The organism is Flavobacterium sp. P1_E4 (assembly GCF_056405915.1).
On record NZ_JBFUBE010000010.1, the window covers coordinates 58,203 to 73,036 of the forward strand.

Genomic DNA, 14,834 nt, shown 5'->3' on the forward strand with positions numbered 1-14,834 from the left:
ATTAATAGGAACTAGGCGGGCATTTTTACATCTTAATCGTAAATTAATAATGAAGGGATTTCAAGGATTATGTTGTCTATTCTCCATGGTTAAATGTGTTATTTAGGTAAATAACGATGAATTAGTAAACTAGGAGGTAAATAACGAATAAATTTTTGAGTAAGTTTCTTGTCGTAGATGAGTTCTTTGTGATTTCTGAAATATCTTGCTTTACATTTATTAGATTAATTAAAAAAATATGAGAATAGACTTGTATTCAATTAGAAAGTGAAGCTTTTGAACAGATATTTATCTTTATTATTGATAAAATTAGTTAATAATTGTACTTTTCACACCTAATTCAGCTAGCTAATCTCTAAACATATTTTTCTTGAAGAATTTTGTATTACATCTTGTGCTATTATTAGTTTTTTCTTTAATGTGTTTTTCACAAGAGCATCCAGTTAAGTTTCTTGATATATCAGATGGGTTGTCTAATAATTCAGTAACGACAATTTATCAGGATAGTGAAGGTTTCATGTGGTTTGGTACCTACGATGGACTGAACCGATATGACGGATATAATTTTAAAGTATATCGCAATAGGATTAATGACAAGAATTCGTTGTCGTTTAATACAATCTATAATATTGAGGGGGATTCGAAAAAGAATATTTGGGTTGGAGGTTCTAATGGTGCTTGTGTTTTTGATAGAAGAGAATCTATTTTTCATCCTATTGAATATGTTTCTAATACTAATAAAACTCAAATATTAAAAGATGTTATTCATCAAATACGATCAGTTTCAAAAGATCTGGTTTTGGTTGCTTCTCAAAATTTCGGTTTACTGGTTTATGAAGACGGATTGCTTATTGGTAAGCCTATAGAATTGGAACAACTGAATAGTAAAAATGCGAAATCCAGTTATAATGCGACAGTTCTTGAAAATGATTCGAAAAATGCTTCTTGTTGGGTGTATGTAAGAAACGTGGGAATTTGCAAGTACAGTTATCATTCAAAGAAATTGAATATTGTGCATCCATTATCTATGGAGGTAGTATGTATGAAGCTTTCTTCGGATGGCACTCTTTGGTTAGGCACTGATGAAGGTCTTTATTCTTTTGATATTAATTCAAATTCACTTTCTGGAAATTATTTGACAAATAGCTGCACAGTTACTGATATTCTTATAGATAAGAAAAAGGAATTGTGGGCAACTACAGATGGTTGTGGTATTTATAAAGTATTAGACAAAAATAAAAAAGCGATTCCATTCAACTTTGCAAACGGGAAACAATTTGTAAAAAGTAATTCGATATGGAGTTTACATGAGGATATTGCCGGAAATAAATGGATTGGGACTTTGCGTGGGGGTATAAGTATGATTGGTAATAACCCAAAATACTTTAAGAATATTAAATATAATGTAAAAGATAATGAGCCTGCCGAAAACTTTATATTGTCTTTTTGTGAAGATGAAAAAAAGAATCTATGGATTGGTACAGATGGGGCTGGCTTGAAGTATTGGAATAGAAAATCAAATACCTATACCAATTTTAGTAATTCAGCTGGTTCTGTCCATAAGATCAGCAGTAATTTTATTACCAGTATAATAAGGGACAATAATAACGAGATTTGGTTGTCAACTTGGGCTGGTGGTGTAAATCGAATTAATCCGGTAACTAATACTGTAACTCATTTTTCGTGTTACAATCCATTTACTAAACAGATTGAGAAAAACATATGGTTTGTGTATAAGGACTCTAATGGTAATGTATGGGCAAGCGCCACAAATGAGGGCTCTTTATACTTTTTTGATCGAGCAAAAAATAGTTTTGTACTCTTTGATAAAACAATTGATAATTTACAATGTCTTATTGAGACTAGTGATGGGAAACTTTGGGGAGGTAATTATACTTCGTTATTTGCTATCGATAAAGGAAGTGGAAAACATAAGAAAATTGCAATTGGTAATCCTATAAGAAGTATTCATGAAGATAAAGATAAAAATCTTTGGTTAGGTACTCAAGAAGGAGGATTGTTATTGTTCGACAGGAAGACAAACAAGTTTAAAAGATTAACTACAGATGATGGTTTGCCTTCTAATACGATTCTGAGGATGTTAGAAGATAAAGGAGGAAATTTATGGATGAGCACCTACAACGGAATCTGTAGATTTGATAAAAAAAGAAAAACATTCAGGAATTTTTCCGTAAATGATGGGTTGCAGAGCAATCAGTTTAGTTTTAATGCTGGTTTAAAATTGTCTACAGGGGAATTTCTTTTTGGAGGAATTAATGGATTCAATTCTTTTTTTCCAGAAGATATAAAAGAATTCAATCAGAAGAATAGTCTATTATTGACCGATTTTTATGTAAATAACCAACCTATCGAGGAAAGTAAAAACGAACTAATATCGGACTGGGATTCAGGCAGAATCAAAGAAGTGGATTTGCCTTATGATCAAACAACCTTATCGATTGAATTTGTCGCATTGAATTATAATAATGCAGATAAAATAAATTATGCCTATTACTTAGAGGGCTGGGATGATCAATGGAATTATGTAGGCCAATCCCGAAAAGCAAATTATGCAAAATTATCTGAAGGGACATATGTGTTTAAAGTTAAAACAACAAACTTTAGAGGCGGTTGGAACAAAGAAGAAAGCCTTATTACGGTTAAAGTTTCACCTCCATGGTATAGAAGTTGGTGGGCTTATACCTTTTATTTACTGGCAGGTGCCGGCATCATTTATGGTTATATCAAATATAATAAGAATAAAGAAAAATTAAAGTATAAAGTAAAAATTGCCGAATTAGAAAGAGTTAAAGAAAAGGAAATTGCGGAGAAACAATCATCAATGTTCACCTATATCTCCCATGAGTTTCGTACTCCGCTGTCTCTGATCATTAATCCATTAAAAAAAGTGATCCAAAAAGGGAATGTAGAGAATAGTACTTCCATAAGCGATTTAGTAATTGCACATAGAAATGCCAGAAGACTTCTGAGTTTAGTGGATCAGTTATTGCTTTTTCGTAAGGCTGAAAATGATGGAGATGAACTTAGAATGTCTATCATAAACGTAAATAATCTTTGTTATGAAGTTTATCAGTATTTTGTAAACCAGGCGAGAGAGAAAAAAATAGATTATACTTTTCAAATACCGGAGCACAATATTGAAATAATAGGGGATTACGAAAAAATTGAGATATCCTTGTTCAATTTGATGTCAAATGCCTTTAAGTATACTCCAATTGGCGGAGCAATTACTCTTATATTGGCTGAAACAGAAATAGAAGCTGTTATAGAAATTACAGATAGTGGAGATGGAATTGCCAAAAATGATTTAGRTACTATTTTTGAGAAATTTAAACAAGTAAATTCAAAAGCACCTGTTGGCGGTAGTACTGGATTTGGTATTGGGCTTTTTATCGTTAAGTATTTTGTTGAGAAACATAAAGGAACTGTAAGTTGTGATAGTGAAATTGGAAAAGGAAGTGTATTTAAATTAACTTTTTTAAAAGGTCAAGATCATTTTGAAGATTTGCAAATTAGTACTGTTGCTCCAAAAATGAGTCCGTTGGTTGAAGAATTGATGGCAGATGATACGGAAGAACTTATTGAACTTCCTGCGATTGGAGCTTTAGATAATGAATTGCATAAAGTAATGCTCACGAATAAGCGTACTCTTTTAATTATAGATGACAATGCAGATATTAGGAATTATTTGATAAGACTTTTTTCGGAAACACATATAATATATAGTGCAGATAATGGTGAAGAAGGTTTAAAACTGACTAAAAAACACATGCCCGATTTGGTAATTAGTGACATTGCCATGGACGTAATGGATGGTCTTGAATTGTGCCGAAAAATAAAAGAAAATAGTAGTCTGTCTCATATTCCAGTTGTATTATTGACGGCATCCAAAAATCCAGAAACGCATCTTCAAGGAATAAGCGATGGAGCAGATGATTATATTACTAAACCCTTTGATGATGATTTACTGGTTGCTCGTGTTGAATCACTATTAAAAAGCCGCAGTAATTTACGAACATACTTCTTGGATAGTATCACTCTTAAAGAAAATACCCAGAAGGTTCCTGCCGAATATCAAGAGATTTTAAAAAAATGTATTGATATTATTGAAGCCAATATTCATAAGCGTGACTTTACCATTAAGAATTTTGCTGCTGAGATGGGAATGAGTCATAGAACTCTTTATACTAAAATTAAAATCATTTCAGGACAAACCCTAAATGCATTCATACGTTCCATACGTATAAGAAGAGCGGCTATGTTGATGCTTACTGAAAACATGAACATTGCTCAGGCAAGTGTTGAAGTAGGCTTTGAAGATCCAAAATATTTTAGACAACAATTTGTAAAGTTGTTTGGAATGACTCCTTCAGAATACATAAAAAAATATAAGAATTCTTTTAACTATGATTTGAATGTTATTAAATAATATTTAAATCAAGAGAGAGAATATTCTTAACTGTATTTTAAATCCAGAATCCGTATTAGAAATTTACTTCATCTGAATTCGACAGCGGATTCCAGGTTAAATCTTTGTTTACTCCTGTATTTTAGACTCAAAGTATTTGAATGTGTCTTGTTTTGACTCAATCTTATGTTGTAAATGATTATTGACTCAATAAATTAGTAATTATGTATCATCTAAAAATAAATCATTATTTTTTTACATTTCTCATTTTTTTATATAAAAAACTATTTGATTACGAATTTGACCTCCTTTTTTTTCCAATTTACCCCTCATGAAACCTTCTAACTAGCTATTACTTTGCACTTATAGTTATAGTAACATTATATTATTGTCAATTTTAAAGGCATCGATTTAGTAAATGTTTAAAAGTCTATTTTAAATTTTAGAAATCGATATAGTGACAAGAAATAAAGTACAGAAAAAATATTATTTGTTTAATCCTGTTAGTAAATCAATTTTTAACAGATCTGACGAATATTTTTTTTTGACTAAATAAAAAAATGTAAAATCAACACTTATAATTAATCAAAATAGAAACTATAAATAACCTAATGAAAAACCGTATGATAAAAACCCCTAAAAAAAGTGCAGCTATTAGAAGTAGTAGTGAAGGACCACCGATGAATCAATTGTTAGAAATAGTGATTCAAGAAAAACTAGCCATCTTGGATATGTTTAAAAAATTATAATTAATCGAAGATATTGAGTTTAGTAAACATTAATATTTTAAAACCAAAAAAAAATAACCACTAAAATTAAAGAGATGAAAAAAATTAAATTTTTATTTTTTCTTGCTTTTTTTGCTATCCTTTTTACAGGATGTCAAGAGAATGAAACAGGTTTTCCAAGTTCGGAAGATCCAACGCTTGCTGTTGGCACAACAGAAATCTATGGAGCACCAAATAGAAAATTTGAAATTAAAGCTACTTTGGCAGATGACTTAGGATTAAAGAATGTTAGGATTCAAATACCAGAATTGTCGTTGGATAAAGTAATTACTTTTGCAACGGACCCATTGCTCACATCATATGATTTGAGCTATTCCTTCGAAATTCCAGCTGATAGGGGAACTTCTGAGGCTTTCAAAATTAAGCTGATTGTAACTGACGTTTCAGGTAATGAAATTGACCAGGATATAAATTTGCGTTTAGATGGAGAATTTGATGCTCCTGCTATAACAATGGCTACTCCAAAAGAAGGTGCTGTTATTTTGTTGTCAACAAGTAACGAAATGGCAGTTAATTTTACTGTTAATGATGATTCAGGTATCGATTTTGTTCAAGTACAATGTGCTGCACTTGACATCAATGATTTAATTCAATTGACAGATGCGCCTCAATCTTATACTTTCAACAAAACATATACATTGCCGGTAACTGCCGCAAATTATGTATTGACAATTACTGCAAAAGATAAATTTGCCATACCAAACACGGGTGCTGTAAATATCAATGTAGTGGCAACTAATGAATATCCTGCAATTTATCTTTGTGATCAACCAAAAGGTACCAATCTTACAACAGATGCTGTTGGGGTACCAATGTATTTCCATGATAAAAACGGACAAGATTTCGAATTCAAATATTATGCTGATACAGATAATAAAGAAGTTTATTTCTTAGGACAAGAGTCTGATTTTGCACCACACTGTTTTGGATTGACTGCTTCAGGGAATTTGGCTGATGATGTGACTTCATCTCCAATTATTTTACCAACAAAAGGATATTACATTATAAAAGTAAATCCAAATACATTGGTTTATTCTGTTACAAAATATACGCCATCAAGCAAAGTCTGGGCAGATGTTGCCAATGGATTATGGCATGATGACGAAGCTCAAAGAAGACCTTTTGTGAGTATATGCGGTGGAGGTATTAAAGATGCCAACTGGGATACTTGGAATGCTTGGGTTCAAACAGGTTTGCATTTGGCTAATAATCCAGACAACCCTTATCAATTAGTAGGAGAATATACATTGACAGGAACTATGGAAGGAACTTTCACAGGTCAATGGTGGAGTCCATCTTGGAGATTGATTAAAAATGGTATTGCAACTATGTCACCAGGTGAAAACGGTAATGCTAAATATCCAGCAGCTCCGGGTGTATATAAAGTAGTTCTTGATACTGAGTTAGAAAGAGCCTTTATAACCAAAAAATAGGTTGTTAAACCTTGTTATTACATTTAATAAATAAAATATCTAATATGAAATCGCCAATTAAAACAAATTTGTGCAAGCAAATACCGATAAATAAAAAAGCGATACCATATATGACCTCTAATAATTAAAATTTACATATATGAAATATAGATTTATATGGTTATTTATAGCCGTGTTGTGCAGCGCTACAACATTTGCGCAGATAACAGTAAAAGGGACTGTTAAGGACAAAGGCTCTATGCCGGTTCCCGGAGCGAATATAGCTGTGAAAGGAACTGGAACTACAACATCAACTGATTTTGATGGTAAATATTCTATCGTAATTCCAAGTAAAGATGCTGAACTTCAATTTTCTTTTATTGGTTTTACAACCAAAACAATAACAGTTGGTGATAGAACTGTAGTGGATGTGGTGTTGGAACAAGCTGGTCAAGCTTTGGATGAAGTTGTGGTTGTTGGTTATGCAACTGTAAAAAAGAGAGATGTAACTTCTTCTATTGCTTCTGTAAAAGGAAAAGAGCTTCAAACAATGACCGTGGGTAACGCCACCGAATCATTACAAGGAAAAGTTTCTGGGGTTCAAGTTACCGGTGCCGGAGGGCCAGGAGCGCAACCAAGGGTACTTATTCGCGGAATTTCTACATTAAACCTTAGTACCGATCCTCTTTACGTGGTGGATGGTATTCCAATGGGGACAAGTATAAATTTCTTGAGTAATAATGAAATTGAGTCAATGGATGTATTGAAAGATGCATCTGCGAGTGCCATTTATGGTTCACGTGCCTCAAATGGGGTTATCCTTATTACGACCAAAAGAGGTAAAGCAGGAAAAGCTAAATTCAATATTGATTTGAGTAATGGTTTTCAGATGATGAATAATCCATATCATATGGCTGATGCTGAAAGTTATGCCAATATTATGAATAAAGCGAATACCAATTCTGGGTATCCTGAGTATTTACCAAATGCAGAACAATACAGAGGTAAAACTACCGACTGGTGGGGAGCAGGCATTAATGAAGCTTCTCTTGTGTCGAGCGCTTCTATTGGAGTTACTGGAGGTTCAGAAAAAAACACTTATGCTGCTAGTTTAAACTATTACAAAACGGACTCATTTTATGGTGTAGGTGGATGGGAAAGAATTACTGCAAGAATCACTAATGATTTAAAATTTTCTGATAAAGTCTCTATGGGGATTACTTTGAATCCACGTTATGAAACTTGGGGTTCACCAAATAACTGGGCTGATTTTGATAAAATTGATCCAATTACACCAATCTATAAACCCGCAGACCAATTGAACGGAACAGAAAATGAGTACAGCATCTATGCACGTTCTCCATCTTATGTATGGAATCCTGTTGCAGCTGTAGCCAGATATGATGATTATACAGATTTGTTTAATTTGAATACCAATGCTTATTTGCAATATGAGCCAATCAAAGGTTTGGTTTTCCGTACACAAGGATCTATTGAGGTGGGAGATAAAGTATGGAGTAGATTCAGACCGGATTTTATAATTGATGCGGCTCATGAAAAAGAGGAAATTAACAAGGTTGAAAGAAAAGCCACCACAAATGTTGATTGGACATGGCAAACAACGGCTACCTATTCAAAAACATTTGCCGAAAAACACAATACCTCTTTAATGGTTGGTGCTACAATGGAGGAATATAATGGAACCGATGTATGGGGTTATGGAGAAGGAGTACCTAACAACTCTGATGCTATGAGAGAGTTAAAAGCAGCAACTAAAAATCCTGATAGTGACGGTAACAGCTGGTCAAATTCATTACAGTCCTTTATTTCACGTCTTTCTTATAACTATGACAGCAAATACTATTTGACAGGTACATTTAGACGTGATGGTTCTTCAAAATTTATGGCCAATAACAAATGGGCTAATTTTCCTTCTGTATCAGGCTCTTGGAGAATATCGAACGAAAGCTTTATGGAAGATACAAAATCAGTTGTCAATAATCTTAGTTTAAGAGCTGGTTGGGGTAGAGTTGGTAATCAAAATTTGCCGGAAGCAGTTTATCAATCAAACATTGGTCAAGGTTATTATCCTATTGGGAATGATATTGCTGATACTTCTTTTCCATCATCTATGGCAAACAAAGACATCAAATGGGAAACTGTTGAAGATGTTAACTTTGGTCTTGATTTCGGATTGTTGAAAAACAAAATTTCAGGATCATTGGAATACTATCAAAAAACAACAAAAGATATGTTGTTCTTGAAACAATTTCCAACCTATAGTGGTTTTCCTTCAAATGCAACAATTTGGACAAACGTAGGTTCCATGAGATCGAATGGTATTGATTTGCTTTTGTCATACAAAGACAAGAAAGGTGATTTTTCATATGGTGCAGATGTAACTTTTACAACTGTTAATGTAGATATGATTTCTTTATCTGCCGATGGTGAAAAACTTTACGGATCAAATAGTAGGACCTTAACTGTTGAAGGAGACGAGCCAGGATATTTTTACGGATATGTAGCTGATGGTTTGTTCCAAAATCAAACGCAATTGAATTCTCATACGGACGAACACGGAAACAAATTACAGCCATATGCACAAGTGGGTGATATTCGTTTCAAAGATGTCAATGGAGATGGAAAATTGGACGATAAAGACAGAACAAAATTGGGATCTCCTTGGGCGGATTACACTATGGGATTGAATTTGAATTTTGCTTACAAGAATTTTGATTTGATTGCTAATTTCTACGCAAGTATTGGAAATGAATCAGTAAACCAAAACATTTCTGATTTGTATAATGGAGCAAGTTTAACTAATAAAGTTGCAGGACTTGATGAAATGGCTTGGCACGGTGAAGGAACTTCTAATTATGTTCCTCGTTTGTCTAAAAATGACAATAACGAAAACTTTACCAAATTCTCTTCTTTTTATGTTGAAGATGGATCATACATGCGTATGAAAAATATCCAATTAGGGTATACATTACTTAATCAATTTGGATTGGATAAACTAAGATTGTCATTATCAGGTCAAAATTTATGGACTGTAACCAACTATACAGGTGTTGATCCTGAAGTAGGTGGAGGAGATCCTGATAAAGGAGATGGAGTTAAAGGCTCTGGATTCGGAGGGTGGAATTATCCAGTTTTGCCAACAATTTTGATCGGTCTTAATGTTGCATTTTAATAATAAACGAATATGAAAAAAATAATAGTATCGATAATCGCTTTTGCAGCATTTGCAGTTTCTTGCGATGATTTTATCGAAAAAGAACAAAGAGGAACTCAAACTTTAGAAAACTACTTTCAAACAGGACAAGAGTGTGAAAACTATGTAAATGAGTTAACACACAGATTGTTGCTGCCAGATGTGTGGTGGGCATTGATTGCTCCTAGAGCTACAAATGAAATGGCAACTGATGATGCTTGGATGGGTAATACAGGACAAGATAACTCTTCTCACAGACCTTGCGCGCAATACATCATTACCCCTGAAAATATGGGAAATATAAACAGTATTTATACGGCTCATTATTACACTATCCAATCTGCTAATATTGGTTTGGAAAAAATGGCATTATCACCTATTAGTGAGTCTCAGAAAAACCAGTACGTTGGAGAATCTTTATTCGTTCGTGCGTATTGTTATTATGAGTTGGTAAATAACTATGGAGCAGTTCCATTGTACACAACATCATTAGGAACGAGTGATTTGAAATTGGAACGCAGCCCAGTTGCTACAGTTTATGCCCAAATAGAGGCTGATCTTAAAGAATCTGCTGCAAGATTAGAAACTGTTGCAGTAAACAGAAGTGGAAGAATAAATAAATGGGCCGCTTATGCTTTATTGGCTCGTGTGTTTTTGTTCCAAGAAAAATGGGCTGAAGCAAAACAATATTCTGACAAAGTTATTAGTGAGGGTCCTTATATGTTAGAGACAAATTTCTTAAACATATGGGACGTTAATAACCATAATGGAGTTGAATCTATTCTTGAAGCACAATCTTCAAGCGTACAGGATAAAAATTTAGGATCTGCTTTGCCTACTTTCTCTGGTGCCAGAGGTGAGGACAAAAAATATTTTCCAAGCAATGATGCTGGAGATGTAATTGACGGTTGGGGATGGTGTATGCCAACCAGCGATTTGGAGAATGCATACCTTTCTGAAAATGATGTGGTTCGTCGCAGAAGCACAATCACTAAATGGGGTGAAGCAGCTTATGGTGATGAGGTTCTTAATCCAACTCACAAGTTTAGCTTGAACGATAATAAATCAGGGCGTATCTGTCGTAAATACTATATTCCTATAGAAACTCGTCGTTCATTGGATAAAAAAGACGGACACTTACCATTAAATATTCCTTTGATTCGTTTAGCAGAAATGTATTTGACAAGATCTGAAGCAAGTTATCAATTGGGTGATGCATCAGGAGCTTTGGCAGACATCAATATCATTAGAGCTCGTGTGCAACTAGATCCTAAAGTAGGTATGGCTGGTCCAAATCTATTGAGACAAATCTACAAAGAGCGTCGTTTAGAATTGGCTTTCGAAGGATTACGTTTGTTTGATATTCGTCGTGAAAAAGACCCAAGCACTGGAAGACCGGTTATAGAATCTTTGATGGGAGCGAATGGAAGTTTTGTAAAATACAACTTGAGCTCTACAGATCCTTTCGAAACGACCAACTTGAAAGAAGCACAAGACAAAGGGATTAATTTTAGCGCTGCAAAAAACTTATTGTGGCCAATACCTCAGTTGGAAATAGATTTAAGCGGTGGTATAATTTCACAAAACCCTGGTTACTAATATGAATTTTATTAAGAACTATAAAGCAAGCCTGCTATTTGCAGGTTTGCTTTCAATTAACTCATCATTAATTAGTTGCAGCACATCTGATAATACGGATGGTTCACAGCCTGTTTCTTCTACAACAAGAGATCTGAATGTGAATCTTGATGCAAATCTTCAGACTATGGAGAGTTTTGGTGCATCAGATGCTTGGCAATGTAATTTTATTGGTCAAAATTGGCCTTCTGACAAAAGAAATCATATCGCTGATTTATTGTTCAGTAAAGAAGTTGATGCAGAGGGAAATCCAAAAGGAATTGGTTTGTCATTATGGCGTTTTAATCTTGGTGCTGGAAGTTCAGAACAAGGAGAAGCAAGTGATATAGGTGATGAATGGAGAAGAACAGAGTGTTTTACTACCGATGGTGTTACTTATAATATGAGTAAACAAGCAGGACAAGTATGGTTTATGAAAGCCGCAAAGGAACGCGGAGTTGAAAAATTATTGGCTTTCACAAATAGTGCACCTGTTTATTTAACGAATAATGGTAAAGCGCACGCAAGCATTAAAGAATTTTACAATCTGAAAGACGGTAAAATGCCTGAACTAGCTGATTTTTGGGTGAATTCAATAGATAAATTGAAAACGGAACACGGTCTGACAATAGATTACATCAGTCCTTTCAACGAACCTCAATACGAGTGGGACGGAACAGGTCAAGAAGGTTCTCCGGCAACGAATGCCAATATATACAGTTTTGTATCTGTTTTATCTCCAAAATTGCAATCAAAAGGACTTAGTTCCCAAATTGTGGTTGGTGAAGCAGGAGCTTACGAACCGTTGTATAAAACAGTGAGTAGCACAGCAAGTAGATCCAATCAGATTGATTATTTCTTTGGACCAAATTCAACCAAAAATATTGGTGGATTGAGCAACGTAAAAAAAACAATATCTGGTCACAGCTATTGGCAAGCTTGGCCATTGAGTACTCTTATTTCTTCAAGACAAGCAGCAGCTTCAAAAGTACTAACAGCTCCAGGACTTAGTCTTTGGTCTTCAGAATATTGTGTGCTTGAAAGCCCTGGAACTTCTGAATTATCAGGAGGAGGAGGTTCAGGAAGAGACTTAGGCATGCAGTTAGCTCTTTGGACAGCACGTATTATTAGTACAGATATTGCTATTGGAGGTGTTACTTCATGGCAATGGTGGACAGCAATTAGCCGTGGCGACTATAAAGACGGTTTGATTCATGTAGATAATGGGTCAAGTAACGGAGCAGGAAATGCTGATTATTGCAAAAATGATGGCTACGTTAGGGATTCTAAAACACTTTGGGCTTTAGGGAACTTCTCATTCTTTGTAAAACCAGGAATGGTAAGGGTTCAAATACCAGGTTTAGACAATTCTGCAGCTACAACCGATATAATGCTGACTGCTTATAAAGATGAGGTTAATAAAAAAATGGTGGTTGTTGCAGTTAATTTCAGTAAAACAGCAAGAACCTACAAATTGAATCTTTCGGGAGGAACTTTGACTAACAATAAATTGACGCCTTATACGACTTCAGAGACTAAAAGTTTGAAAAAAGGAATTGATGTTGATGCGACAAATTTTGAGATAGGAGCAAGGTCAGTTGTAACTTTTGTAGGTACTTATAAATAAAAGTTTAAGGAAAAGGAATTGCAATTTATGTCATGAAGATGAAGAAACTTTCGTGATGTGAGTGAGGAAATAATTTCTTCGTCGGAATGACAAGATTGTTGTTATAAATTGAAAGAATCTAATAATATGAAAAAAGTATACATCCCCCTTTTATTGCTAATGAGCTTGCTTTCTTTTGGACAGCGAACCGCTACAATCAGCACAGATAATGTGGTGCAGACAATGGATGGCTTTGGAGGTTCAGATGCTTGGAGATGCCAATTTGTTGGAAAAAATTGGCCTGACCAAAAAAAGAATGCCATTGCTGATTTATTGTTTAGCAAAGAGATTGATGCGCAAGGAAACCCAAAAGGAATTGGACTTTCTATCTGGAGATTTAATCTTGGAGCAGGAAGTACAGAGCAAGGAGAAAACAGTAAGGTTTCTGACGAATGGAGACGAAGCGAATGTTTCCTTAACGCCGATGGAACTTATGATTTCTCAAAACAGGAAGGGCAAAGATGGTTTTTGCAGGCAGCCAAAAAACGCGGAGTCGAAAAATACTTGATTTTTACTAACAGTCCGCCGGTTCACATGACGAACAATGGATTGTCTTTTGCATCGCAAAAAAACAGACTGAATTTGAAAGAAGGAGCAATTCCAAAATTTGCAGATTTCTTTATTAAAAGTATTCAGGGACTTGAGAAAAATGAAGGCATCAAGTTTGATTATGTGAGCCCGATAAATGAGCCCCAATGGGAGTGGATGCCTAATCATGGCGACAAAAATAGCCAAGAAGGCACGCCGGCGACCAATCAGGAAATTTACGATTTGACAAAATCACTTTCTGAAAAGCTGAAAGCTCAAAAAATGAAAACCGAAATTGTTATTGCCGAAGCAGGACAAATCAATTATTTGTATGAAAATGTAAATGGTGAAAACCGCGATAATCAGATCGATTACTTTTTTGGTGATTCAAAAACAAATATTTCAAAATTACCAAATGTAAAGAATGTCATTTTGGGACACAGCTATTTTACAACTTGGCCAGTTGACAGACAGGTTTTAAGTCGAAAATTGATTGACGCCAATGTAAAACAAAAACCAGGATTGAAATACTGGCAGTCGGAATATTGTATTCTTGAAAATCCGGGAGAAGCTGAAATCCCTGGCGGAGGTGGTGGAGGAAGAGATTTGGGTATGCAGACTGCTTTGTTCGTGGCTCGTTTGATACACAATGATATTGCACTTGCGAATGCGGCTTCATGGCAATGGTGGACATCGCTTACCCGAGTGGATTATAAAGACGGTTTGATTTATCTTGATGACGGAAAAAGTAAAGGAGGAACAGCACCTGATTATGTTAAAAATGATGGAGAATTTCACGATTCAAAATTGCTTTGGGCTTTTGGAAATTATTCATTGTTCGTACGTCCAGGGATGCAAAGAATCGATGTTCCTAATCAAGATGAATTAGGAGCAGCAAATGATGTGATGCTGACAGCTTATAAAGATACTGCAAATAAAAAACTGGTTATTGTTGCTGTAAACTGTGGAAAATCAGATCAGAAATACAAATTTAATTTGACAAAAGGCAGTCTGAAAAATAATGAATTGACTCCGTATGTTACCTCAGAAAATTCAAATTTAAAAAGAGCTGACATTCAAAAAAATGATGCGGTATTAATTCCAGCAAAATCAGTTGTCACTTTTGTTGGCGAGCTGCAATAATAATGCTGTTTGAATTTTCAAACAATTAGAATTTAAA

General features: G+C 34.5%; 7 protein-coding genes. All 7 read left to right on the top strand.

What is annotated here, in order from left to right; all coding sequences use genetic code 11:
* Window positions 1-370 precede the first annotated feature (370 nt).
* The 7 genes from AC1DY0_RS11255 to AC1DY0_RS11285 all read left to right on the top strand — a co-directional run bounded on the left by AC1DY0_RS11255 (window position 371) and on the right by AC1DY0_RS11285 (window position 14,797).
* On the top strand, window positions 371-4,450 hold the full coding sequence (locus tag AC1DY0_RS11255) for a two-component regulator propeller domain-containing protein (RefSeq protein WP_477188692.1): 4,080 nt from the start codon (window positions 371-373) through the stop codon (window positions 4,448-4,450).
* 590 nt (window positions 4,451-5,040) lie between these two features.
* Complete coding sequence (locus tag AC1DY0_RS11260) at window positions 5,041-5,178, top strand: hypothetical protein (protein WP_477188693.1); 138 nt, start codon at window positions 5,041-5,043, stop codon at window positions 5,176-5,178.
* Between the two features lie 74 nt (window positions 5,179-5,252).
* The gene (locus AC1DY0_RS11265) at window positions 5,253-6,650 is read left to right on the top strand and encodes a hypothetical protein (protein WP_477188694.1); all 1,398 of its coding nucleotides are present in this window, start codon (window positions 5,253-5,255) and stop codon (window positions 6,648-6,650) included.
* A gap of 139 nt (window positions 6,651-6,789) precedes the next feature.
* Window positions 6,790-9,822 (top strand): SusC/RagA family TonB-linked outer membrane protein, encoded by a 3,033-nt coding sequence (locus AC1DY0_RS11270; RefSeq protein ID WP_477188695.1) that lies wholly within the window; start codon window positions 6,790-6,792, stop codon window positions 9,820-9,822.
* A gap of 12 nt (window positions 9,823-9,834) precedes the next feature.
* A complete protein-coding gene (locus AC1DY0_RS11275) occupies window positions 9,835-11,442 on the top strand; it encodes a RagB/SusD family nutrient uptake outer membrane protein (RefSeq protein WP_477188696.1) in 1,608 nt (535 codons plus the stop codon).
* A gap of 1 nt (window position 11,443) precedes the next feature.
* A complete protein-coding gene (locus tag AC1DY0_RS11280; protein WP_477188697.1) occupies window positions 11,444-13,087 on the top strand; it encodes a glycoside hydrolase in 1,644 nt (547 codons plus the stop codon).
* A gap of 126 nt (window positions 13,088-13,213) precedes the next feature.
* Window positions 13,214-14,797, top strand: a complete 1,584-nt coding sequence (locus tag AC1DY0_RS11285; RefSeq protein WP_477188698.1) for a glycoside hydrolase — start codon at window positions 13,214-13,216, stop codon at window positions 14,795-14,797.
* The last annotated feature ends 37 nt before the right edge of the window (window positions 14,798-14,834 follow it).

Bases quoted from the DNA above. Each gene is read 5' to 3' on its own strand.
- AC1DY0_RS11260 (WP_477188693.1), top strand. From the start codon at position 5,041: ATGAAAAACCGTATGATAAAAACCCCTAAAAAAAGTGCAGCTATTAGA.
- AC1DY0_RS11265 (WP_477188694.1), top strand. From the start codon at position 5,253: ATGAAAAAAATTAAATTTTTATTTTTTCTTGCTTTTTTTGCTATCCTT.
- AC1DY0_RS11270 (WP_477188695.1), top strand. From the start codon at position 6,790: ATGAAATATAGATTTATATGGTTATTTATAGCCGTGTTGTGCAGCGCT.
- AC1DY0_RS11275 (WP_477188696.1), top strand. From the start codon at position 9,835: ATGAAAAAAATAATAGTATCGATAATCGCTTTTGCAGCATTTGCAGTT.
- AC1DY0_RS11280 (WP_477188697.1), top strand. From the start codon at position 11,444: ATGAATTTTATTAAGAACTATAAAGCAAGCCTGCTATTTGCAGGTTTG.
- AC1DY0_RS11285 (WP_477188698.1), top strand. From the start codon at position 13,214: ATGAAAAAAGTATACATCCCCCTTTTATTGCTAATGAGCTTGCTTTCT.